Source organism: Streptomyces sp. NBC_00203 (assembly GCF_045206325.1).
Lineage (GTDB): Bacteria > Actinomycetota > Actinomycetes > Streptomycetales > Streptomycetaceae > Streptomyces > Streptomyces lutosisoli.
The window spans coordinates 747,877-769,065 of the sequence record NZ_CP108126.1 but is presented as its reverse complement, the minus strand read 5'-3'; the positions used below and the strand labels follow the sequence as shown (position 1 = coordinate 769,065).

General features: G+C 69.6%; 21 protein-coding genes and 2 pseudogenes. 14 read left to right on the top strand and 9 right to left on the bottom strand.

The window, feature by feature from the left end; genetic code table 11:
- Positions 1–175: 175 nt before the first annotated feature.
- From OG975_RS03800 to OG975_RS03790, 3 genes are all read left to right on the top strand, one after another.
- Entirely contained in the window at positions 176–259 is an 84-nt protein-coding gene (locus OG975_RS03800) for a putative leader peptide (protein ID WP_369265308.1), read from the top strand.
- A 227-nt stretch (positions 260–486) separates the two neighbouring features.
- On the top strand, positions 487–1,041 hold the full coding sequence (gene ssuE, locus OG975_RS03795; protein WP_406327402.1) for an NADPH-dependent FMN reductase: 555 nt from the start codon (positions 487–489) through the stop codon (positions 1,039–1,041).
- Between the two features lie 110 nt (positions 1,042–1,151).
- Positions 1,152–2,294 (top strand): LLM class flavin-dependent oxidoreductase, encoded by a 1,143-nt coding sequence (locus OG975_RS03790; protein WP_406327401.1) that lies wholly within the window; start codon positions 1,152–1,154, stop codon positions 2,292–2,294.
- Here the strand turns inward: OG975_RS03790 and OG975_RS03785 are convergent.
- A complete protein-coding gene (locus OG975_RS03785; protein ID WP_406327399.1) occupies positions 2,284–3,366 on the bottom strand; it encodes an acyl-CoA dehydrogenase family protein in 1,083 nt (360 codons plus the stop codon). The genes OG975_RS03790 and OG975_RS03785 overlap by 11 nt on opposite strands.
- Before the next feature lie 117 nt (positions 3,367–3,483).
- Here OG975_RS03785 and OG975_RS03780 point away from each other — a divergent pair, with 117 nt between their 5' ends.
- Positions 3,484–3,837: a YciI family protein gene (locus OG975_RS03780; RefSeq protein ID WP_330302330.1), complete on the top strand. Its 354-nt coding sequence runs from the start codon at positions 3,484–3,486 to the stop codon at positions 3,835–3,837.
- The gene (locus OG975_RS03775; RefSeq protein ID WP_406327398.1) at positions 3,837–5,036 is read left to right on the top strand and encodes an RNA polymerase sigma factor; all 1,200 of its coding nucleotides are present in this window, start codon (positions 3,837–3,839) and stop codon (positions 5,034–5,036) included. Before OG975_RS03780 ends, OG975_RS03775 begins: the two co-directional genes overlap by 1 nt.
- Position 5,037: 1 nt before the next feature.
- Here the strand turns inward: OG975_RS03775 and urtE are convergent, their stop codons facing one another.
- From urtE to OG975_RS03745, 6 genes are all read right to left on the bottom strand, one after another.
- On the bottom strand, positions 5,038–5,730 hold the full coding sequence (urtE, locus tag OG975_RS03770) for an urea ABC transporter ATP-binding subunit UrtE (protein ID WP_330302328.1): 693 nt from the start codon (positions 5,728–5,730) through the stop codon (positions 5,038–5,040).
- On the bottom strand, positions 5,730–6,560 hold the full coding sequence (gene urtD, locus OG975_RS03765) for an urea ABC transporter ATP-binding protein UrtD (RefSeq protein ID WP_406327396.1): 831 nt from the start codon (positions 6,558–6,560) through the stop codon (positions 5,730–5,732). Before urtD ends, urtE begins: the two co-directional genes overlap by 1 nt.
- A complete protein-coding gene (gene urtC / locus OG975_RS03760) occupies positions 6,557–7,672 on the bottom strand; it encodes an urea ABC transporter permease subunit UrtC (RefSeq protein WP_406327394.1) in 1,116 nt (371 codons plus the stop codon). Before urtC ends, urtD begins: the two co-directional genes overlap by 4 nt.
- Entirely contained in the window at positions 7,669–8,565 is an 897-nt protein-coding gene (urtB, locus tag OG975_RS03755; protein WP_406327392.1) for an urea ABC transporter permease subunit UrtB, read from the bottom strand. The genes urtC and urtB overlap by 4 nt, the downstream gene beginning before the upstream one ends.
- 64 nt (positions 8,566–8,629) lie before the next feature.
- Positions 8,630–9,853, bottom strand: a complete 1,224-nt coding sequence (gene urtA, locus OG975_RS03750) for an urea ABC transporter substrate-binding protein (protein WP_330302324.1) — start codon at positions 9,851–9,853, stop codon at positions 8,630–8,632.
- A gap of 280 nt (positions 9,854–10,133) precedes the next feature.
- The gene (locus OG975_RS03745) at positions 10,134–11,246 is read right to left on the bottom strand and encodes a substrate-binding domain-containing protein (RefSeq protein WP_406327391.1); all 1,113 of its coding nucleotides are present in this window, start codon (positions 11,244–11,246) and stop codon (positions 10,134–10,136) included.
- Positions 11,247–11,360: 114 nt separating this feature from the next.
- Between OG975_RS03745 and OG975_RS03740 the strand changes: the two genes are divergently transcribed.
- The 7 genes and pseudogenes from OG975_RS03740 (at position 11,361) to OG975_RS03710 (ending at position 18,630) form a co-directional block, all read left to right on the top strand.
- Entirely contained in the window at positions 11,361–11,771 is a 411-nt protein-coding gene (locus OG975_RS03740; protein WP_406327390.1) for a MarR family winged helix-turn-helix transcriptional regulator, read from the top strand.
- A 100-nt stretch (positions 11,772–11,871) separates the two neighbouring features.
- Positions 11,872–13,194 carry an aldehyde dehydrogenase family protein gene (locus OG975_RS03735; RefSeq protein ID WP_406327389.1) on the top strand — a complete coding sequence of 441 codons (1,323 nt, stop codon included), beginning with the start codon at positions 11,872–11,874 and terminating at the stop codon, positions 13,192–13,194.
- Positions 13,195–13,436: 242 nt separating this feature from the next.
- A pseudogene (locus OG975_RS03730) lies at positions 13,437–14,252 on the top strand (family 43 glycosylhydrolase); the annotation flags it as partial.
- A 3-nt stretch (positions 14,253–14,255) separates the two neighbouring features.
- Complete coding sequence (locus OG975_RS03725; protein ID WP_406336134.1) at positions 14,256–15,080, top strand: hypothetical protein; 825 nt, start codon at positions 14,256–14,258, stop codon at positions 15,078–15,080.
- Positions 15,081–15,356: 276 nt separating this feature from the next.
- On the top strand, positions 15,357–16,244 hold the full coding sequence (locus tag OG975_RS03720; protein WP_406327387.1) for a glycoside hydrolase family 19 protein: 888 nt from the start codon (positions 15,357–15,359) through the stop codon (positions 16,242–16,244).
- A 91-nt stretch (positions 16,245–16,335) separates the two neighbouring features.
- Complete coding sequence (locus OG975_RS03715) at positions 16,336–17,703, top strand: phospholipase (protein ID WP_406327386.1); 1,368 nt, start codon at positions 16,336–16,338, stop codon at positions 17,701–17,703.
- A 21-nt stretch (positions 17,704–17,724) separates the two neighbouring features.
- On the top strand, positions 17,725–18,630 hold the full coding sequence (locus OG975_RS03710) for an aldo/keto reductase (RefSeq protein ID WP_406327385.1): 906 nt from the start codon (positions 17,725–17,727) through the stop codon (positions 18,628–18,630).
- A 169-nt stretch (positions 18,631–18,799) separates the two neighbouring features.
- Here the strand turns inward: OG975_RS03710 and OG975_RS03705 are convergent, their stop codons facing one another.
- Positions 18,800–19,111, bottom strand: a complete 312-nt coding sequence (locus OG975_RS03705; protein ID WP_406327384.1) for a hypothetical protein — start codon at positions 19,109–19,111, stop codon at positions 18,800–18,802.
- Positions 19,112–19,522: 411 nt separating this feature from the next.
- On the bottom strand, positions 19,523–19,960 hold the full coding sequence (locus tag OG975_RS03700) for a hypothetical protein (protein WP_406327382.1): 438 nt from the start codon (positions 19,958–19,960) through the stop codon (positions 19,523–19,525).
- Between the two features lie 291 nt (positions 19,961–20,251).
- On the opposite strand from OG975_RS03700, the gene OG975_RS03695 reads away from it, so the two are divergent.
- Together OG975_RS03695 and OG975_RS03690 are read left to right on the top strand one after the other, a co-directional pair.
- A complete protein-coding gene (locus OG975_RS03695) occupies positions 20,252–20,470 on the top strand; it encodes a hypothetical protein (protein WP_406327381.1) in 219 nt (72 codons plus the stop codon).
- Positions 20,443–21,187: pseudogene (locus OG975_RS03690) on the top strand (SDR family NAD(P)-dependent oxidoreductase). Before OG975_RS03695 ends, OG975_RS03690 begins: the two are co-directional and overlap by 28 nt.
- The last annotated feature ends 2 nt before the right edge of the window (positions 21,188–21,189 follow it).

Genomic DNA, 21,189 nt, shown 5'->3' with positions numbered 1-21,189 from the left:
GTGACCGCCGCGATGTATTCCAGCTGCTCAATTCGCACCGCAGCCGATTGCCGATGAACTCGCGCCGCGTTCAAGGGTTTCCCTATGACGCCTTCGTGAAACTCGGCGGTCCGGGATGCGAGACCGGTCGGCCATTCCTTGACGGTCCGGACCGGGGGCTGCGACCATCGGCGACATGAAGACGCGACTGGACCTCACGCGACGACGCCATGTCGACCTCGCGCGTGTCTCCAGCTCCTTCTGTTGTCGCGAAGCCTGACGATCCCGACGGTAGGGCCCCCTTCGCACGGGCCGGTTCGCCCCCGGTGCTCTCTCCCCGCACGGCGCGCCTAGACCCATTGCCTTGCCCGCCGCACCCATTTCGCCGCCCGCATTCGCTGTGAATTGCCGGGCCTCAATTCGTCATGCCCTTGTTCCGCATGCCGGGAGTTGTGCGTGCCCCCGGCTGAATCCGCGACAGATTCCGTACCTCATGAAAGAGGGCTCATGGCCACCGTCCTGTCCGTCTCCGGCAGCCCCTCCGTCTCCTCCCGCACCGCCAGACTGCTGCGCCACCTGGACACCCGACTCGCCGCGCAGGGCCACGAGGTGATCCCGCTCGACGTCCGCACGATCCCCGCCGAGGCACTGCTCGGTGCCGACTTCACCCACCCCGCCATCGTCGAGGCGACCGAACTCTTCGCCCGCGCCGACGGCGTCGTCATCGGCACCCCCGTCTACAAGGCCGCCTACTCCGGCGTGCTCAAGGCCCTGCTCGACCTGCTCCCGCAGTACGCCCTCGCCGGAAAGACCGTCCTGCCGCTCGTCACCGGAGGCAGCACCGCCCATGTTCTCGCCCTCGACTACGCCCTGCGCCCGGTGCTCAACTCCATGGGCGCGGCGCACATAGTCCAGGGCTGGTTCACCCTCGACAAGGACATCACCACGGGTGAGGACGGGAGCGTCACCGTGGCACCGGGCACAGCCGAGGCCCTGACCCAGGTCGTCGACCAGTTCTCGGCTGCCCTGGGGCGTACGTCCCTGCTGGCCGCGGCGGGGTGACCGTGACCGCCGGCGCATCGGCCGTCGCGCGCTGAGCGGCACCAAGCCGCCCCGTCACGGCCTCCTGTAACGCCCTGGCCCACCGGCCCCCATGATCGGAGAACGCCGCCGTGTCCCTCACCTTCCACTGGTTCCTGCCCACCAACGGCGACAGCCGGCATGTAGTCGGCGGCGGCCACGGCACCCCTGCCACCGCCTCCGGCCGGGACCGGCCGCCGACCGTCGCCTATCTGAGCCAGATCGCCCGCGCCGCCGAGGACCTGGGCTTCGTCGGTGCGCTCACCCCCACGGGCGCCTGGTGCGAGGACGCCTGGCTGACCACCGCGATGGTCAGCCAGCACACCGAATGGCTGAAGTTCCTGGTCGCCTTCCGCCCCGGCTTCGTCTCGCCCACGCTCGCCGCGCACATGGCCTCCACCTTCCAGCGGCAGACCGGTGGTCGGCTGCTGCTCAACGTGGTCACCGGCGGCGAGAGCCACGAGCAGCGCGCCTACGGCGACTTCCTCGACAAGGACGCCCGATACCGCCGTACCGGCGAATTCCTCCAGATCGTGCGGGACTTGTGGGACGGCAAGACCGTCGACCTGGCCGGCGAACACCTCCAGGTCGAGGACGCCAAGCTCGCCAGGGTCCCCGACCCGGTCCCCGAGGTCTACTTCGGCGGTTCCTCGCCCATCGCCGGAGAAGTCGCCGCCCGCCACGTCGACGTCTACCTCACCTGGGGCGAACCGCCCGCCCAGGTCGCCGAGAAGATCGCCTGGATCCGTGGGCTGGCGGCGAAGGAGGGGCGTACCCTCCGGTTCGGCATCCGGCTGCACGTCATCACCCGCGACACCTCCGAGCAGGCCTGGGCCGAGGCGCACAAGCTCCTCGACGGCTTCGACCCGGAGACCGTGAAGTCGGTCCAGGCCGGGCTCGCGCGCAGCGAGTCGGAGGGTCAGCAGCGGATGCTCGCGCTGCACGGCGGCGGTCGCGACCGCCTGGAGATCCACCCCAACCTGTGGGCCGGGATCGGCCTGGTCCGCGGCGGCGCGGGCACCGCCCTGGTCGGCAGCCATGACGAGGTCGCGGAGCGCATCAAGGAGTACCACGCCCTCGGCATCGACGAGTTCGTGCTCTCCGGCTATCCGCACCTGGAGGAGGCGTACTGGTTCGGCGAGGGCGTCCTGCCGCGCCTTGCCGCGCAAGGTCTGTGGCAGCACCCGTTCGCGCCCGCGCCCGTGCCCGCCGCGCAGGTGCCCTTCACGAGCTGAGCGAGCCGAGACAGCCGAGAGAGCCGAGCGCACCGAGGTGTGCGCCGCGCACCTCGGCCGTCTGCCCCTGCACCAGCAGGAACATCCCCTCCCGGGCCAGCCGCTGCGCCGGGCTGCCCAGGTCCATGGACCGCCCGCCACCGGCCACGACCGCCGCGGTCGTGGCCGCGCGCATGACGTCGTACGCCCGTGTCTTGGACGCCAGTCGTTCCTCGATCCGTTCAGTCGGTACGGGGTGATCGGCCAGCGCGTACGCCTGCCGTCGTACCTCGTCGAGGCGGGCGCGCAGCACGCGCGCGGCCTCCTTCGCGGCGGGATCGCCGTCCACCGAGTCCAGCAGATCGAGCGCCGACGCCGTGACTCCGAAGACGGCCGGTGAGGCGTTGGTGTTCTTCGGGCGATCGGTGGCCGCCCAGATCTCGTACGGGGTGCGCAGGGCGACCGCGTCCTCGGGCAGCCACAGACCGTCCAGCTCCAGCGAAACGGTCCGGGACGCGGTGAGCGCGGCGAGCCGCATCGGAGGGGAAGGGCGCAGACCGGGCTGCTCGCGTGCCTCGGCGAACGCGAACAGCGCCTCGTCCGCGTCCGTCACCCCCGCAAGGAGCATCACGTCATTGAGCCCCCAGCCCGTGTACCAGGGCACCGTCCCGTCGAAGCGCCAGCCGCCGCGCTCTCGCGTGACCCGGACCGGGATACGGGGATGGGCGCGCAGTTGGGCGTAGGCGACCCCGGAGAGCAGCTCCCCTTTCGAGAGGGGTCCCAACAGCCTTTCCCTCACCGGGAGTTCACTTCTTGCCAGCGTCATCACCGGCGTGTGGTGCTGGGTCTGCACGAACCATGTCGAGCAGCACGCCCCGGCCAGGATCTCCGCGGTCTCCCGGGCCACCGAGGCCGGCGCCGCCGCCCCGCCGTACGCGACCGGCGCGCTCACCCCGAGCAGCCCCGACCGCTTGACCGCCTCGATACTGCTCGCGGGCACGCCCTCCTGGTCCACGCGCTCCGCCTGGGGCGCCAGCACCTCGGCCGCCAGCTGCCGGGCCCGGGCGACGAGCGGATGCGGTGGGGTGGTCATCGAAGGAATCTCCCACTGTCGTCGTGTGTCGTCGTGGCGTGTGTCGATCCGGCGGTCCCGCGTTCGTGTAGTCAGTGAAGACCACCGGGAATGAGAGACCACCGAGGAGGACACCTCATGAAGTACTACCTCTTGAGCGTGATGCAGCCGCAGGGCGAACCGCCCGCGCCCGAGGTCCTGGAAGAGATCATGCACAACCTCGATGTCTTCCACGCGGAGCTGCGCGAAGCCGGTGCCTGGGTGTTCGCCGGAGGACTGCACGGACCGGAGACGGCCACGGTGCTGCGGGCCAGGGACGGAGACGTCCTGGTCACCGACGGCCCGTACACCGAGAGCAAGGAGTACCTGGGCGGGATCTGCCTGATCAAGGCCCCCGATCTCGACGCGGCGCTCGACTGGGGCCGCAAGGCGACGCTGGCGACCACGCTCCCCATCGAGGTGCGGCCGTTCATGCACGAGGCCGAGGACTGATGACGGCCACCGCCGCGGAGATCGAGGCCGTCTTCCGCGCGGAATACGGCCGCGCGGTCGCCGTCCTCATCCGCTTCCTCGGCGACATCGACTTCGCCGAGGAAGCCGTCCAGGACGCCTTCGCCACGGCCGTGCGGAAGTGGCCGGAGACCGGCATACCGCCGAGCCCCGCCGGGTGGATCATCACCACCGCCCGGAACCGGGCCATCGACCGGCTGCGCCGCGAGTCCACGCGAGAGGCCCGCCACGCCGAGGCCGCCCAGCTGTACGCGCAGGACGAACCGCCCGAGGAGGGTCCCGTGCGCGACGACCGGCTCCGTCTGATCTTCACCTGCTGCCACCCCGCACTCGCCACCCAGGCCCAGGTCGCCCTCACCCTGAGACTCCTCGGCGGACTGACCACTCCGCAGATCGCCCGTGCCTTCCTGGTCCCCGAGCCCACGATGGCCCAGCGGATCGTGCGGGCCAAGGCCAAGATCCGCGACGCCCGTATCCCGTACCGCATCCCGCGCGACGCCGACCTCCCGGACCGCGTCACGGGCGTGCTGGCGGTCGTCTACCTCATCTTCAACGAGGGGTACGGCGGTCGTGAGGACCTCTGCGCCGAGGCCCTCCGTCTGGGCCGTCTCCTGGCCGAACTCATGCCGGACGAGCCCGAGGCCCTCGGCCTGCTCGCGCTGATGCTCCTCATCGAGTCCCGCCGGCCCGCCCGCGCGACACCCGACGGCGACCTGGTCCTCCTCCCGGACCAGGACCGCTCCCTGTGGGACCGCGAACCGATCGCCGAGGGCCAGTCACTCGTACGCCAGTGCCTGCGCCGCAACCAGCCCGGCCCGTACCAGATCCAGGCCGCGATCAACGCCGTACACAGCGACGCCCCGACCGCGGCCGCCACGGACTGGGGCCAGATCCTCCAGCTGTACGACCAGCTCATGGCCCTCGCCCCCAGCCCGGTCGTCGCCCTCAACCGCGCCGTCGCGGTGGCCGAGGTCGAGGGGCCGGAGCGGGCCCTCACTCTCGTCGACGCGCTCGACCTGGACGGCTACCACGCCTTCCACGCCGTACGGGCGGATCTGTTGCGGCGTCTGGGCCGTCGCAGCGAGGCCGTGAAGGCCTACGAGGCGGCCATCGCGCTCACCGAGAGCACGGCGGAGCGCGCCTACCTCGAACGGACGCGCGCCGCGCTCGCATCAGCCTGAGTCAGACGCTGAGTGCCTCCCGGACCGACCGTTCGGCGTCCTGTCCGCCCTCGCCGGACGAGGTGACCCGGCCGGCCTCCAGGACGTAGTAGCGCTGCGCCGCCCGCATCGCGAAGCCGACGTGCTGCTCGACCAGGAGCACCGAGAGGCCGCCGCGGGCGGCCAGGGCGAGGATCGTCTCCTCGATCTCGGCGACGACGGAAGGCTGGATGCCCTCGGTGGGCTCGTCGAGAAGGAGGATCCGAGGCTCCGTCACCAGGGCGCGGGCGATGGCGAGTTGCTGGCGCTGACCGCCGGAGAGCAGTCCCGCGCGGCGGGTCGACAGCGCGCGCAGCGCGGGGAACAGGTCCAGCGCCTCGGCGATCGCCTCCTTGCCGCGTTTGCGCCCGTCCGCGACGAGTTGGAGGTTCTCGGCGGTCGTGAGGTGCGGGAAGGCCTGCTGGCCCTGCGGGACGTAGGCCATGCCGCGCGCCACCCGCTCATGGGGCTTGCGGCGGGTGATGTCCTCGCCGTCGAGGCGGACGGCGCCGCTCTGCGGGGTGAGCAGTCCGACGGCCGCCCGCAGCAGGGTGCTCTTGCCCGCGCCGTTGTGTCCCAGCACGGCGGCCACACCGTCCTTCGGCACCTCGACAGTGACCCCGTGCAGGACGGTGCTGCGGTGGTAGCCGACGCGGACGTTGTCGATCTCCAGCATCACGCCTCCTGTACGGCGGCCGGGGCCGCGGTGTCGCGTACCTCCTCGGCGGCCGTGTGCCCGAGGTACACCTCCTGCACCTTCGGATCCGCCTGCACCTCGGCCACCGTCCCCTCGCTCAGCACTTTGCCCGCGTGCAGCACGCTGACGCTGCGCGCGAAGGAGCGCATGAAGTCCATGTCGTGCTCGATGACGACCACTGTGCGCTCCTGACTGATGAGCTCCAACAGCTCGCCGGTGGCCTGCCGTTCGTCGTGACTCATGCCCGCGACCGGCTCGTCGAGCAGCAGCAGCCGTACGTCCTGCACGAGCAGCATGCCGATCTCCAGCCACTGCTTCTGGCCGTGCGCGAGCGTCCCGGCCGGGCTGTCGGCGAGGTCCGTCAGACCCACCGTCTCCAGGGCGCGCGCGACGGACTCCGGAACGTTTTTGCGGCGGCGCAGCATGGTCAGCGCGCCCCGGCCCGCGCCCGCCGCGATGTCCAGGTTCTGAAGGACCGTCAACTCCTCGAAGACGGTGGCGGTCTGGAAGGTCCGGCCGATCCCCGAGCGGGCGATCCTGTGCACGCTGCGGCCGAGGATGTCCTCGCCCCGGAAGCGCACCGATCCCTCCGCCTTCACCAGGCCGGTGACCGCGTCGACCAGGGTCGTCTTGCCGGCGCCGTTCGGTCCGATGAGGAAGCGCAGATCGCCCGGGCGTACGTCGAGGTCCACTCCGTCGACGGCCGTGAACCCGTCGAAGGACACCCGGAGTTGGCGTATCTCCAGACCTGAGGGCTCAAGGCCCGAAGACTTGAGACCCGAAGGCCCGATACCCGATAGCTCAGTCATGCCGCGTCTCCAGCGAGTGCTTGGTTCGACCTGCGCCGCCGCACGATCCCCACCAGTGAGGCGAGACCGCCCGGCAGGAACGCCAGGGCCACGATGAACAGCAGCCCCTGGAAGTACGTCCAGGCCGCGGGGAACTCCTCCGACAGTGCCGTCTTGGCCCAGGCGACGCCGACCGCGCCGAGCACCGCGCCCACCAGGCTCGCCCGCCCGCCGACCGCGGCGCCGATGACGAGTTCGATGGACGGCACGATCCCGATCAGTGCGGGGGAGATGATGCCGACCGCGGGCACGAACAGCGCGCCCGCGAGCCCGGCCATGCCCGCCGCCACCACGTACGCGACGAGCTTCACGTTCGCCGGGTTGTAGCCGAGGAAGCGCACCCGCTCCTCCGAGTCCCGTACGGCGACCAGGAGTTCGCCGTAGCGGCTGTGGATGAGCTGGCGGGCCAGGGCGATCAGCAGGAGCAGGGCCGCGGCGATGACGAAGTACACCATCCGCTGGTTGACCGGGTCGTTGAGGTCGTAGCCGAAGAAGCCCTGGATGTCGGTGAGACCGTTGGTGCCGCCGGTCGTGGCCTGCTGGCCGATCAGCCAGATCGCGAAGGCCGCGGCGAGCGCCTGGCTGAGGATCGCGAAATACGCGCCCTTGACGCGGCGCCGGAAGATGAACGACCCGAGGATCGCCGCGACGGCCATCGGCAGCAGTACGGTCGCCGCGAGCGCGAAGCCCGGGTTCGCGAACGGCCGCCACCACCACGGCAGTTCGGTGGCGGTGCCGTACAGCTGCATGAAGTCGGGGACCTGGCCGGGACCCGCGTCCGCGATCTTCAGATGCATCGCCATGGCGTAGCCGCCGAGCCCGAAGAACACCCCCTGCCCGAGCGTCAACAGCCCGCCGCGGCCCCAGGCCAGACAGATGCCGACCGCGACCATGGCCGTGCACAGGTACTTGGCGAGCAGCCCGAGCCGGAAGTCGGAGAGTGCGAGCGGGGCGACGGCGAAGAGCACGACGGCACCCGCGGCGAAACCGGCCGCCGTACGCGTCGCGGCGAACCGGCCCTTGACGCCGGTGAGTTGCTTCGTCCTCGTGGCGACAGGAGTGGTGGTGGTCATACGAGACTCCTCGTGCGCAGCGTGTACAGCCCCTGGGGCCGCCACTGGAGGAACGCGACGATGGCCACGAGGACCAGCACCTTCGCGACGCTGACGGTGGTGGAGTACTCCAGGACGGACTGGAGCACACCCAGCACGAAGGCGACGATCACACTGCCCTTGAGCTGGCCGATACCGCCGACAACGATCACCAGGAAAGCGTCGATGATGACGTTGGTGCCCATCGTGGGCCCGATCGGACCGACCAGCGTCAGCGCGACCCCGGCGACTCCGGCGAGCCCCGAACCGATGAAGAACGCGGTGCGGTCGACGCGACCGGTGGAGATGCCGGACACCTCGGCCAGGTCCCGGTTCTGCACGACGGCGCGGATGCGGCGCCCGAGCGGCGTCAGCCGCAGCGTCAGCGACAGTGCCACGACCGCCGCGATCGCCAGCCCCAGAATGAACAGCCGGTTGTTGGCGAAGGTGAGCGGGTCGTCGCCGCCGATGACGGTGATGTGCCCGGTGAGTACGTCAGGCGCGCGGGTCTGCACATTCGGCGCGCCGAAGATGTCACGGGCGAGTTGCTGAAGCATCAGCGAAACGCCCCATGTGACGAGAAGCGTGTCGAGGGGACGGAGGTACAGGCGGCGAATCAGCAGCCATTCCAGCAGCGCGCCGAGAGCACCCGAGACGAGAAAAGCGACGGGCAGCGCGACGATCAGTGAAATTCCTGCGCTGGAAATGGACTTCTGGAGTACATAGGTGGTGTAGGCGCCGGCCATGATGAACTCGCCGTGGGCCATGTTGATGACATTCATCTGGCCGAAGGTGAGCGAGAGGCCGAGCGCGATGAGCAGCAGAACGGCACCGATGCTGACACCGGTGAACATCTGCCCGAGGATCACGGTCATGCGGCGGCTCCGGGGAGGCGGGACGCGGGGGCCTCGACGTGTGAGGCCCCCGCGTGACGGGTGATCAGGAGAGGCCGGAGGCCCAGGAGTAGCCCTTCAGGAACGGGTCCGGCTTGATCGGCTTGCCGGAGTCCCAGACCTGCTTGATCAGACCGTCGGAGCCGATCTTGCCGATGCGGGCGGTCTTGTAGATGTGCTGGCTCGCGCCGTCGACGGTGACCTTGCCCTCGGGAGCGTCGAAGGTGATGCCGTCGGAGGCCGCCTTCACCTTCTCGGGGTCGAAGGACTTCGCCTTCTCGACCATCGCCTTCCACAGGTAGACCGAGGTGTACGCGGCCTCCATGGGGTCACTGGTCGGCTTGTCCTGGCCGTACTTGGCCTTGTAGGCCTTCACGAACTTGGTGTTCGCCGCACCCGCGGTCGTCTGGTAGTAGTTCCAGGCCGTCAACTGGCCCGCCAGGTACTGCGATCCGATCGACTTGACCTCCTCCTCGGCGATCGACACCGAGACCACCGGCATGCTCTTGGCGGTCAGGCCCGCGGACTTGTACTCCTTGAAGAAGGCCACGTTCGAGTCGCCGTTGAGGGTGTTGAAGACCGCGTCCGCCTTGGACGCCTTCACCTTGTTGGCGATCGTGCTGAACTCCGTGGAGCCCAGCGGGGCGTAGTCCTCGCCGAGGACCGTCATGCCGTTGGCCTTCGCGTACGCCTTGATCTCCTTGTTGGCGGTGCGCGGGAAGACGTAGTCGCTGCCGACCAGGTAGATCTTCTTCTTGCCCTGGCTCTTGAGGTAGTCGAGGGCCGGGATGATCTGCTGGTTGGTGGTCGCGCCCGTGTAGAAGATGTACGGGGACTCCTCAAGCCCCTCGTACTGCACGGGGTAGAAGAGCAGCGACTTGTTCTTCTCGAAGACCGGCTTGACGGCCTTGCGGCTGGCGGAGGTCCAGCAGCCGAAGGTGGCCGCGACCCGGTCCTCTTTGATCAGCTTCTGTGCCTTCTCCGCGAAGGTCGGCCAGTCGGAGGCGCCGTCCTCGCTGATCGGCTTGATCTTCTTGCCGAGCACTCCGCCCGAGGCGTTGATCTCGTCGATCGCCAGCTTCAGTGAGTCGCGTACGGTCACCTCGCTGATCGCCATCGTGCCGGACAGCGAGTTGAGCAGGCCGACCTTGACGGTGTCGCCGCTGACGTCCGCCTGGGCGGCCTTGTCGGACGTACCGCCCGCGTTGGTCTTGGCGCCGCACGCGGAGAGCGCGACGACCGCCGCGAGCGCGGCGGCACCGGCCACCATCCGGCGTCGGAGAATACTGGAACCGCTGGACAAAAGAACCCCCTCGGGCTGTGGAGGAGACAACCTCCTGAAGTGCGGTCCACAGCCTCAAGTCACCCTGTTTCCAGGGTGTTTCGCGATACTTTCCCGGCGGTATCTTCCCGCTCTCATCAAGCTTTCATGGGGCTTTCGCGGGGCAACAAAAAATGCCCGGGGCGGAATTCGTCACCTGAATTCACAATTCGCCCGAGGCATTCTAATTACTTCCTGTGGGAAGTATCTTGGCGGGGGAGTGGCCCTGTCAAGGGCGGGACTCGTGAAGATCGAGCTGCGCGACGACGTCGAAGTCCACGCCGTCCGCCCGTGCCAGATAGATGCGTTGGCGTACGTGGCTGCCGCGCAGGTGGAGCAGACCGCGCGGGCCCTCGTACGACACCGTCTCGGCCGCCGCCCCGATCGCGGACATGTCGAGGGTCCGCGCGCGGCCGATGAGCGCGGCCAGCAACAGCACGCCCTCGTAACAGGATTCGCCGAGGCTGCCCAGGGCCGGTGCCTCGACACCGAACCGTCCGGCGTACTGGCCGTGGAAGTCGAGGGTGTCCTGGTTGGCGAGCGAGGCGAAGAACCCGGCGGTGCTGTAGAGGTCCACGGTGGCCGTCGGTCCGCTGGCCATCAGCATGTTCTCGTCCATCAGCGTGCTCAGCCGGAGGCAGCGCGCGTCGAGCCCGGCCGCGGCGAACGCCCGGTTGAAGCGCACCGCGTCACTGCCGACGAGCAGCATGATCACGGCGTCCGCGTCCGACCGCTCGATCCGGCGCAGCACCGCGTCGAAGTCGTGCGTACCCAGGGGCAGATAGACCTCCCCCTGGACGCTCCCGCCCGAGTCGCGCGCGTAGGCGTGCGCGGCCCGGGCCGTACGCCGGGGCCACACATAGTCGTTGCCCACGACGAACCAGCGGCGCACCCCCCGCTCGTGCGCCAACAGGCCCATGGCGGGCCGCAGTTGATCGCGTGGTGTCTCGCTGGTGAGGAACACGCCGGCGGTGTGCTCCCCGCCCTCGTACAGCGCGGTGTAGACGTACGGCACGCGGTGCGCGATCCTCGGCGCCAGCGCCTGCCGCACCGAGGAGATGTGCCAGCCCGTGACGCCCTGCACGACTCCCAGGTCCACCAACGCCTTGACGTGGTCGGCGACTTCGCGCGGCGCTCCACCGCCGTCGACGGGCAGTAGCCGCAGCTCCCGGCCGAGGACGCCGCCCGCGCGGTTGACCTCCTCGGCGGCCAGCTGCGCGCACAGCTCACAGGTGGGTCCGAAGATCCCGGCCGACCCCTGCATCGGGAAGACGAGTGCCACACTGAGCACGGAGTCGTCTGCCGTGAACCAGTCGGGCGAAGGCGGATCGTGCCGGAACATGACGTCATGATTTCGGGTCCGCCGGGTGAACTCCAATCTGTCTCATACCATGTACATCCCCCTGGACCGAGGAGCAGGATGCCCACCCCATCTCCGCGTCAGCCCCAGGATCTGATGCAGCTCTTGACGCGGGCCGAGCGGCTGGCCGCGCGCCGGCTGCAGGCGGTGCTCGACGAGGACGGCTGCTCGCTCGACGCCTGGCGGGTGCTCGCCCTGCTCTCCGACGGCCAGGGACATCACATGACGGCGGTCGCCGAAGCCGCCTTCCTGCCGCCCGCGACGCTGACCAAGCTCGTCGACCATCTCGTCGACCAGAACCTCGTCCACCGCCGCGTCGACCCGCTCGACCGGCGGCGCATCCTCGCCCACCTCACCCCGCGCGGCCAGACGTACTGGCGGCGTCTCGACCGTGAGGTCCGCGGGCGCCGGCCGGTGCTGAGCGACGGCGACGACGAGCTGCTGCGGGCCCTGCTGGGCCGCCTGGTGGACACGCTCGACGGGGCGAGCGCCGAGAACACTCTCTGAAGCTGGATCATCGCGGAAAGTAGTTTCCGTGTGCCCGGAATTTATCTGGCCGCACATAAAGTTGGCATATACATCCAGCTACTCCGACCAGCGAGGCACCGTGAACAACTCCGCCCCCGAGCAGCCCGCCGACGTCGTCTCCCGGCTGCGCGCCACCTTCCGCTCCGGCCGCACCAAGCCCGTCGAATGGCGTACGGACCAGCTGCGCCGCCTGCGTGAGCTGCTCACCTCGCACGGCGAGGACCTCGCCGCCGCCCTCCACGCGGACCTGGGCAAGAGCTCCACCGAGGCGTTCCGCACCGAGATCAACTTCACCGTGCGCGAGATCGACCACACCCTGGAACACCTCGACGGCTGGCTGCGCCCCGAGTCCGCCCCCGTCCCGGCACACCTCGGCGACGACGCGACGGCCTGGACGCAGTACGACCCCCTGGGCGTCGTCCTGGTCATCGCCCCCTGGAACTATCCGCTGCAACTCCTGCTCACACCGATGCTCGGCGCGCTCGCCGCGGGCAACGCGGTGGTCGTCAAGCCCAGCGAGCTGGCCCCCGCCACCTCGGCCGTCGTGGCCCGGCTGCTGCCGCAGTACCTCGACACCGACGCGGTCGCCGTCGTCGAGGGCGGCATCCCGGAGACCACGGCCCTGCTGGCCGAGCGCTTCGACCACATCTTCTACACCGGCAACGGCACGGTCGGCCGCATCGTGATGCGCGCCGCCGCCGAGCACCTCACCCCGGTCGCCCTCGAACTGGGCGGCAAGTCCCCGGCGTTCGTCGACCGTGACGCCGACCTGGCCGTCGTCGCGGACCGCCTCGCGCGCGGCAAGTTCCTCAACGCCGGCCAGACCTGCGTCGCTCCCGACTACGTCCTCACCGACCCCGCGACCGCCCGCGCCCTGGAGTCCGAGTTCGCCCAGGCCGTCGAGACACTCTTCGGCACCGAGCCGCAGCAGTCCGCCGAATTCGGGCGGATCGTCAACGAGCGGCACTTCGACCGGCTGAGCTCCCTGCTCGACTCCGGCCGGACCGTCACCGGCGGCGCCAGCGACCGCGCCACCAAGTACATCGCGCCGACCGTCCTCGCCGACGTCGACCCCAAGTCGCCCGTCATGCAGGAGGAGATCTTCGGCCCGATCCTCCCGATCGTCACCGTGGCGGACCTCGACGAGGCCATCGGCTTCATCAACGACCGCGACAAGCCCCTCGCGCTGTACGTCTTCACCGAGTCGGACACCACCCGGGAGAGGATCGCCGCCGAGACCTCCTCCGGGGGCCTCGGCTTCGGACTGCCGCTCGCCCATCTGACCGTCTCCGACCTGCCGTTCGGCGGGGTCGGCGAGAGCGGCATGGGCAACTACCACGGCCGCTACTCCATCGAGACGTTCAGCCACCGCAAGGCGGTGCTGGAGAAGCCGCTCGGCTGAGCCGAGCGGCCGCCTCCGTACCGGCTGTTGCTGAACCGGTAGCCACCCGTCGTGGCGGCGAAGCGTCACAGATGCCACGACGGGTTGGCGTGCCACCACACCGGAGGCGGACGGAGGGTCCCCGGCGGCTTCGGGAAGCGGTTGCTCGCGAAGGTGCTCGACACTAAATTCGCTGCCTACGACCGGGGTACCCGGCAGATCGGGCACGAAGGAGATCGCGTACGCCGGTGAACTCCACCCGCATGATCCGGAACCCCGTCCTGCCCGGATCGCATCCGGATCCCTCGCTGCTCCGCGTCGGCCAGGACTTCTATCTGGCGACCTCGACCTTCGAGTGGTACCCGGGCGTCCGGCTGCACACGTCGCAAGACCTGACGCACTGGCGGCCGTTGGGCGGCGCGCTCGACAGCGAGGCACTGCTGGACCTGACGGGCTGTCCGGACTCGGGCGGTGTGTGGGCCCCGAACCTGAGCCACGCCGACGGCCTGTTCCACCTCGTCTACTCCAACGTGTCCACGTACGCGGGCGGGTTCACCGACTGCCCCAACTACCTGGTGACCGCGCCCTCGATCGAAGGGCCATGGTCCGAGCCGGTCCTGCTGCACTCCCGAGGCTTCGACGCGTCCCTCTTCCATGATGGGCCCGACAGCTGGCTGCTCAACCTGGTCCACGACTGGCGGCCGGGCCACGGCGGCTCGGCCGGGCTCGAAGCCACCCGCTACGACCGCACCGCCCGCGGTCTGGTCGGCGAGCCCGTCCCGATCGCGCTGGGACCCCAGGCCGGCTGGATCGAGGGCCCCAACCTCTACAGACGCGGCCCCTGGTACTACCTGCTCACCGCGGACGGCGGCTAGGGCTATCTGCACCAGGTCACGGTGTCCCGCTCGCGTTCACTGGCGGGGCCGTACGAACGAGACCCGCACGGTCCCCTGCTCACCGCGCGCGACCACCCCGAACTCCCGCTGCAGAAGGCCGGTCACGGCAGTCTCGTACACACCGGATCCGGCCAGTGGTACCTCGCCTACCTGGCCGCCCGGCCCGTCGGCACGCACGGCCCCTGCGTGCTGGGCCGGGAAACCGCCCTGGCCCCCGTGACCTGGACGGACGACGGGTGGCCGCGCGTCGAGACCGGCCTGCCTCAACTGCTCGTACCGGCTCCGGACGCCGCCCCCGCATCGGAGAGCGCATCCCCTGACGACCAGGGACAGGGCGAGCGCGGAGGTGATGAGACCGGAGGAGACGAGCACGAAAGGGACGCGGACGACTTCGCGCACTCCGAACTCGCCCCGCACTGGTCGACGCTGCGTCGCCCCGCGACCCCCGACTGGCTCTCGCTGACCGAGCGCCCCTCCCATCTGCGGGTACGCGGAGGCCGTTCACCGCAGAGCCTGATCGGCCCGAGCCTGGTGGCCCGCAGGGTGACCGCGGCGCGCTGCTCCTTCGAGGCCACGATGGAGTACCGGCCGCGCGGCTTCCAGCACCTGGCCGGGATCACCGCCTACTACAACACCCGGAACTGGTACTACCTGTACGTCACCGCGGACGACGACGGCAGCGCGGTGGTCCGCCTGGCCGCCCGCGACCGAGGCCGCACCACGGTCGACACCACCCATCGGGTAGCGCTCGGAGACCTCGCACGCCTCCACCTCGGGCTCGACCTCGACGGTCCGGGTCTGCGATTCCGCCTCGACACCGGGTCCGGCTGGCAGTCCTTCGGACCCGCGCTCGACGCGACCGTGCTGTCCGACGAACACGCCGAGGAGTTCGACGGCGACCAGATCCGCTCCCTCGGCTTCACCGGCGCGTTCGTCGGCCTGTGGGTGTGGGACCTCAACGGGCACGGCCACCATGCCGACTTCGGCCGGGCCACTTACCTGACCACCTGAGCTCCCGAGGCCGGTGACGTACACGTCGGTCTGTCCGGGCCGACGGCAGGTCGCCCAACCGCCGCAGGGCTCCCCGCACTTCGCTGCCAACGTTGTCAGATCTGACTGGTCTACACCCTTGACTGGTACAGACCAAAGCGGTTGAGTGTGCCTCCACACCCCCCACCGCGGCCGCCCCCGACGCCGTGGCCGGCTCTGCCGGCGCGTGCGCTCAAGGCTCTGTTTCGCTCTGCCCTTGTCTCGGGTGCGGCCGTGCTCCGCGAAGGAGTTGATCCCGTGTCGAGGCGCCACATCTCCGCCCTCATGGCCGCACTCGTCGTCGGAACCGCCGTACCGGCGCTGTTGCCGGCCACGAGCGCTTCCGCCGCCGCCTGTTCGAGCTACCCGAGCTGGGTGGCCGGCAAGTCCTACGTCACCGGCAACATCGTCCGGTACACCGACGGCAAGACCTACATCGCCGAACACGACAACCCGGGCTACGACCCCACCATCAGCACCTGGTACTGGGATCCGTACGCCTGCGACGGCGGCTCCACACCGTCCGACGGTTTCGTCGTGAGCGAAGCGCAGTTCAACCAGATGTTCCCGAACCGGAACTCCTTCTACACCTACAGCGGGCTGCGGGCGGCGATGAGCGCCTATCCGGCGTTCGCCAACACCGGCAGCGACACGGTCAAGAAGCAGGAGGCCGCGGCGTTCCTCGCCAACGTCAGTCACGAGACCGGCGGACTGGTGTACGTGGTGGAGCAGAACACCGCCAACTACTCCCACTACTGCGACTGGAGCCAGTCGTACGGCTGCCCGGCAGGCCAGTCCGCGTACTACGGCCGCGGCCCGATCCAGCTCAGCTGGAACTTCAACTACAAGGCGGCGGGCGACGCGCTCGGCATCGACCTCCTCAACAACCCCTACCTGGTGCAGAACGACGCCTCCGTGGCCTGGAAGACCGGCCTGTGGTACTGGAACACCCAGACCGGCCCCGGCACGATGACCGGCCACAACGCCATGGTCAACAGCGCGGGGTTCGGCCAGACGATCCGCAGCATCAACGGCTCCCTTGAGTGCGACGGCAAGAACCCGGCGCAGGTGCAGAGCCGCGTGGACGCCTATCAGCGGTTCGTGCAGATCCTCGGTACGACGGCGGGCGCCAACCTGTACTGCTGACGCCCGCACTGGCGCGTGGCGGCCGCATCGGCGCCGGCGGGACCCTGGCGTGGCATGCTCATGACTCCCCACAGGAAGGGACCCCGTGACCATGAGACCGACCGCACGCTCCCTGCTCGCCGCCACCGCCGTACTGGGCACCCTCCTCACCGCTCCCTCGCCCGCCCGGGCCGCCGAAGTCCCGGGCGCCGGCGCGTACTACGTCCAGAGCGCGACCACAGGACTGAACGCGTCCGACAGCGGGGGAGCGGTCGTCCAGCACAACCCCAAGGGCAACGAGGACCACCAGCAGTGGACACTGCGGGCGAGCGGATCCTCGTACGTCCTGGAAAGCACCGACACGGCGGGCAGTTGTCTGGGCCGCTCCGGTGACCAGGCCAGGACCGTGGCCTGTACGAGTGCCGACGCCGGGTGGCAACTGGCGCCGACCGGAGCGGACCAGTACACCCTCAAGGACCCGGGCGCGGACCGGTACTTGACGGTGGCCGCCAAGCCCTCCGGCTCGAACTACCCCGCCCAGCTGGTCATCGGCTCGGCGGGAAGCCTCGCCGCCTGGTACCTCACCCCGGTCACACCCGCGACCAGACCCATGCCCTCCCAGGATCAACGCACCCTGGACCAGGTCACGTTCCTCACCGCCCACAACGCCTTCGCCAACGGCGTCGACGGCGGCTTCGCCCCGCCCTTCGTGAACCTGGTGCCGAACCAGACACGCGGCATCAACCAGCAACTCGCCGACGGTGTACGCGGGTTCATGCTCGACATCCACCAGACCTCCGACGGCGCGATCCTCTGCCACAACAGCTGCACCCTCGTCAGCAGGCCGGTCGCGCTCTGGGTCGACCTCCAGCGCATGGTCGACTTCCTCAAACAGCACCCCGACCAGTTCGTCACCGTCTTCCTGGAGGACTACGTCGACCCGGGCGTCCTGCGCGGCGAACTCGCCCGCGTGAACGGCCTGTCGGACGTCCTCTACCGTCCCGACCAGACCGGCGTACGCCAGAACGGCTGGCCGAAACTCGCCGACCTGCTGGCCGCCGGCCACCGGCTGCTGATCTTCACGGACCACAGCCGTTCCTCCGACGAGTCCGCGGGCCTCACCCGGGACAGCTTCGGAGTGATGTACCAGCGTGACTGGACCGTGGAGAACTACTGGTCCATGGGCTCGGGCCTCGGCTCCTCCGACTGGTCCTGCTACAGCCGTTGGTACGGCGCCGACACGAACATCCCGCTGACCCGCACCGAAACCGGCTTCCGCCCCCTCTTCGTCATGAACCACTTCCGCGACGCCACGATCACCTCGACCGCCACGACGGACAACACGAAACTCGCCGACCGGGCTCAGCGGTTCTGTCAGCCGGCTGCCCGCAAGAAGCCCAACTTCCTCGCCGTGGACCGCTACGACCTGGGCGACCCGGCAGCGGCTGTGAGCGCCCTGAACACATACACGTATCCGTAAAACCTGTGCGAAACTGCCGCGATGACCTCAGAGAAGATCACCGCGGCAGCCGCGGGCACCTGGAACCTTGGAGATCTCACCGTCAACCGCATCGGGTTCGGCGCGATGCGGCTGACGGGCAGCGCGGCCTTCCACCACGGCACTCCGAGCGACCGCGACCGCTCGATCGCCGTGCTGCGCCGCGCGATCGAGCTGGGCGTCAACCACATCGACACCGCGGCCTTCTACTTCTCGTCGCTGCGCTCCGCGAACGAACTGATCAACAGCGCGCTCGCCCCGTACGCGGACGAGCTGGTCATCGCCACCAAGGTCGGGCCGTTCCGCGACTACTCGGGGGAGTGGGGCACCTCGGCCAGGCCCGAGGACCTGCGCGGCCATGTCGAGGAGAACCTGCGCCAGCTCGGCCGCGACCACCTCGACGTGGTGTACCTGCGCCGTATGCGGCAGGACTCGATCGCCGAGCATTTCGGCGCGCTGGCCGAACTGCGCGACGCGGGGCTGATCCGGCACCTCGCCGTCTCCGATGTCGAACCCCGGCACCTCGCCGAGGCGTTGGCCATCGCGCCGGTGGTGAGCGTGCAGAACAAGTACGGCCTCGACTCCCCGGACCCCGGAACCGACGCCCTCGTGCGCACCTGCGGTGAACAGGGCATCGCGTTCGTGCCGTTCTTCGCGATCGCGGGCAAGGGCGGCGCACTCGGCCCGGGCGACACCGCCGACGACGAGGTGCTCGCCGTCGCGCGTGCCCACGGCGCGACCCCCGCGCAGATCCGCCTCGCCTGGACGCTCCAGCAGGGCCCGCACGTGCTCGCCATCCCCGGCACCGGCAACCCGGACCACCTCACCGAGAACGTCGCCGCCGGCGCGCTGCGGCTCACGGACGTCGAGATGGCCGGCCTCGACGCGCTCCACACGCGGGGGCAGTGAGGAGAGCGGCACTGGAACTCCCTGTGGGCGAAGGGGGTTGAGTGGCGCCGCGCGTCAAATCACCGGGGATTACTGTCAGGTAACTCCCGTGCGGGGGAAGGATGTCTCCCAGAAGTACGTCTGTCGGGTTCACGTATGTCTGTGAGGGCTTCGTGCCCGGCACCTCCGGCTACTGGATGTTCAGGCGGTGGGGATGCGAGGCATGGGCCGGACAGGTGAAGCCACAGAGCTCACCGAACCGGCCCACGTTCGCCCCCGGGTCGCCACCGCTGTCCATCGTGAGGAACAGCCGTGCCGTGGCTCCGCAGGAACAGTTGACCGGCACCAGGTCGGTCAGGTGCCGGCTCGGCCAGTCTCCGACCTTCCACCCTTCATGGCAGGCGAGGCCGCGATGGCACTCGACGCCGTGCCGCTCTGCCCATGACTCTGCCGCGGCGAGGAGCTCCGCGGGCAGTTCGTCCTGGTCCGGAAGATCGGTCACCTCGACCGGATCGAGTACGCAGTAGTGGCGTGCAGCGCCCGCCGATGTCGTCGGGCACGGGCGGATTCAGCACGGCCGACACGGTCGCGGCCGAGCGGTAGCGCATCTCCACCGCGGGTCCCCAGTAGTCCGACTGCCCCGGAAGGCCGCTGTGATCTCTGGGGCACCACAGCACCTGCAGCACATCCGTGCCCTCCGGCCGCGCGGCCGCCGGCACGTCCCGGGCGTGAAGTTGCAGCACTCCCGGGTTGGCGGCCGAGCTCCCGTCGTGTGGGGCCTGCGGGTGGGGATGTCGGTGAGCCGACGGGGAATGCGTTGACGGCGGTTTGGCCGTCGTCGACCCTGGCCCGCATCACCGAGGCAGGGTCATTGAGATCAAGGGAGCGCGTTCGGCCGTAACAGCAACCGCTGTCAGTCAAAGCATGGACATGCCATGGATTCGCCGGATATTGCTCCTAGCGTGGCGGAGGTCCGTGGCACCCTCGCCCCGGAACGCCCCAGGTCCTCACCGATCACCACCACCCGCGCGGTGGGCCGGCCCAGTAAGAACGGGTGGAGTCCGTCCGCCGTGCGCATTTCTTTGAAGGCGAGCACACCGGTCGAGTGCAGGTTCGCGTCGAAGCGGTCTTGTACCGCGAGGACGTTCTGGGCGGCGTCCGTGCGCCGTCGTGGGTCAACAGGTCGACCGGGATGAGCGATGCCCGGTCGCCCGCGTCGCCGAAGGATCGCCTCCGCGCCCTTGCGTCGATCGCGGCTGAGGAGGACGACACGGTTGCCGCGGGCGACGAACTCCCTAGCCGTCTGGAGGCCGATACAGCCGGTGCCGACGCTGACGAGAATGGTCTTCACGATGCTCCCGGGGGTGTTGCCCCGCGTGGCTGGCGGCGCAGCATCGAGACTTCGTGGCGCAGCGTGAGCGGTTCGATCCTTGGACTCCTCCGATCGCGAGAGCGGCAGGAGCAGACTGAGGAGCCGGAGGAAGACCAGGTAGAACACGGGCAACGCCATGCGGTCCCGGCCTGCCGTGATCGCCAGGCGCGACAAATTACCTGATCAGAGGCGGCGCGTGACTTCTGGCACCCTACAGGGCGTGGGCTGTGCGAGATGGTGCACCACCCGGCGATGTTCAACTATGTGGCCATGCGTGGCAGCACCGAGAACCGCATGATCGAGTACATCGACCATCTGCACGAGAACTTCGCCGCCCGGCCCGCATCCGCGACGGCTACTTTCAGCCCGGACCGCCCCGGCATCAGCGCCGAACTCCACCCGGCATCGTTGACCGCTCATCGCCGCCCCGACGGCCTAGTCTGGAAGACGGAGGCAACAGCATGGGCGCGTCGGAGTATGCCGGGCTGACGGCAGTACTGACCGGTGGCGCATCAGGTATCGGACTGGCCACGGCGCGGCTGCTCGCCGCCCGCGGGGCCCGTGTCGCCTGCCTCGACCTGAGGCCCGACGACGTGCCCGCACCGCTGGCCGGCATACCGGGCGACGTGGCCGACTTGGCCGTACGGGCGGCGGTCGAGGAGGCCGCACGGCGGCTCGGCGGCATCGACATCTTGGTCGACATCGCCGGTATCGGCGCCCAGGGCTCCATCGGGGCAACACCGACGACGAATGGCGCCGGGTCTTCGAGGTCAACGTCTTCGGCATCGTGCGAGTGTCCCGGTCCGCTCTGCCGCATCTGCGCCGCTCCCGGAGCGCGGCGATCGTCAACACCTGCTCAATCGCCGCGACTGCATGGCTGCCCGACCGGGCCCTGTACTCATCGACGAAGGGCGCGATTCTCTCCCTCACCCGCGCGACCGCCGCCGACCTCGTGCACTCCGGGATCCGAGTGAACTGTGCCAACCCCGGCACCGCCGACACACCGTGGATCGGCCGTCTGCTGGACCGCGCAGCCGACCCCGAGGCCGACGCGCAGCCCTGGGCGCCCGCCAGCCGATGGGCCGACGTGTCACCACCGCCGGCGCCATCGCGTACCTTGCGAGCCCGCTCTCCGGTTCCACCACAGGTAATGATCTCGCCGTCGACGGCGGCATACACGGACTACGGATCCGGCCCCGCGCCTGACC

Bases quoted from the DNA above. Each gene is read 5' to 3' on its own strand.
- urtE (WP_330302328.1), bottom strand. From the start codon at position 5,730: ATGCTGGAGATCGACAACGTCCGCGTCGGCTACCACCGCAGCACCGTC.
- OG975_RS03785 (WP_406327399.1), bottom strand. From the start codon at position 3,366: ATGACCACCCCACCGCATCCGCTCGTCGCCCGGGCCCGGCAGCTGGCG.
- urtB (WP_406327392.1), bottom strand. From the start codon at position 8,565: ATGACCGTGATCCTCGGGCAGATGTTCACCGGTGTCAGCATCGGTGCC.
- urtC (WP_406327394.1), bottom strand. From the start codon at position 7,672: ATGACCACCACCACTCCTGTCGCCACGAGGACGAAGCAACTCACCGGC.
- OG975_RS03745 (WP_406327391.1), bottom strand. From the start codon at position 11,246: ATGTTCCGGCACGATCCGCCTTCGCCCGACTGGTTCACGGCAGACGAC.
- OG975_RS03800 (WP_369265308.1), top strand. From the start codon at position 176: ATGAAGACGCGACTGGACCTCACGCGACGACGCCATGTCGACCTCGCG.
- OG975_RS03695 (WP_406327381.1), top strand. From the start codon at position 20,252: ATGCGTGGCAGCACCGAGAACCGCATGATCGAGTACATCGACCATCTG.
- OG975_RS03715 (WP_406327386.1), top strand. From the start codon at position 16,336: ATGAGACCGACCGCACGCTCCCTGCTCGCCGCCACCGCCGTACTGGGC.
- OG975_RS03775 (WP_406327398.1), top strand. From the start codon at position 3,837: ATGACGGCCACCGCCGCGGAGATCGAGGCCGTCTTCCGCGCGGAATAC.
- urtD (WP_406327396.1), bottom strand. From the start codon at position 6,560: ATGACTGAGCTATCGGGTATCGGGCCTTCGGGTCTCAAGTCTTCGGGC.
- ssuE (WP_406327402.1), top strand. From the start codon at position 487: ATGGCCACCGTCCTGTCCGTCTCCGGCAGCCCCTCCGTCTCCTCCCGC.
- urtA (WP_330302324.1), bottom strand. From the start codon at position 9,853: ATGGTGGCCGGTGCCGCCGCGCTCGCGGCGGTCGTCGCGCTCTCCGCG.
- OG975_RS03710 (WP_406327385.1), top strand. From the start codon at position 17,725: ATGACCTCAGAGAAGATCACCGCGGCAGCCGCGGGCACCTGGAACCTT.
- OG975_RS03740 (WP_406327390.1), top strand. From the start codon at position 11,361: ATGCAGCTCTTGACGCGGGCCGAGCGGCTGGCCGCGCGCCGGCTGCAG.
- OG975_RS03780 (WP_330302330.1), top strand. From the start codon at position 3,484: ATGAAGTACTACCTCTTGAGCGTGATGCAGCCGCAGGGCGAACCGCCC.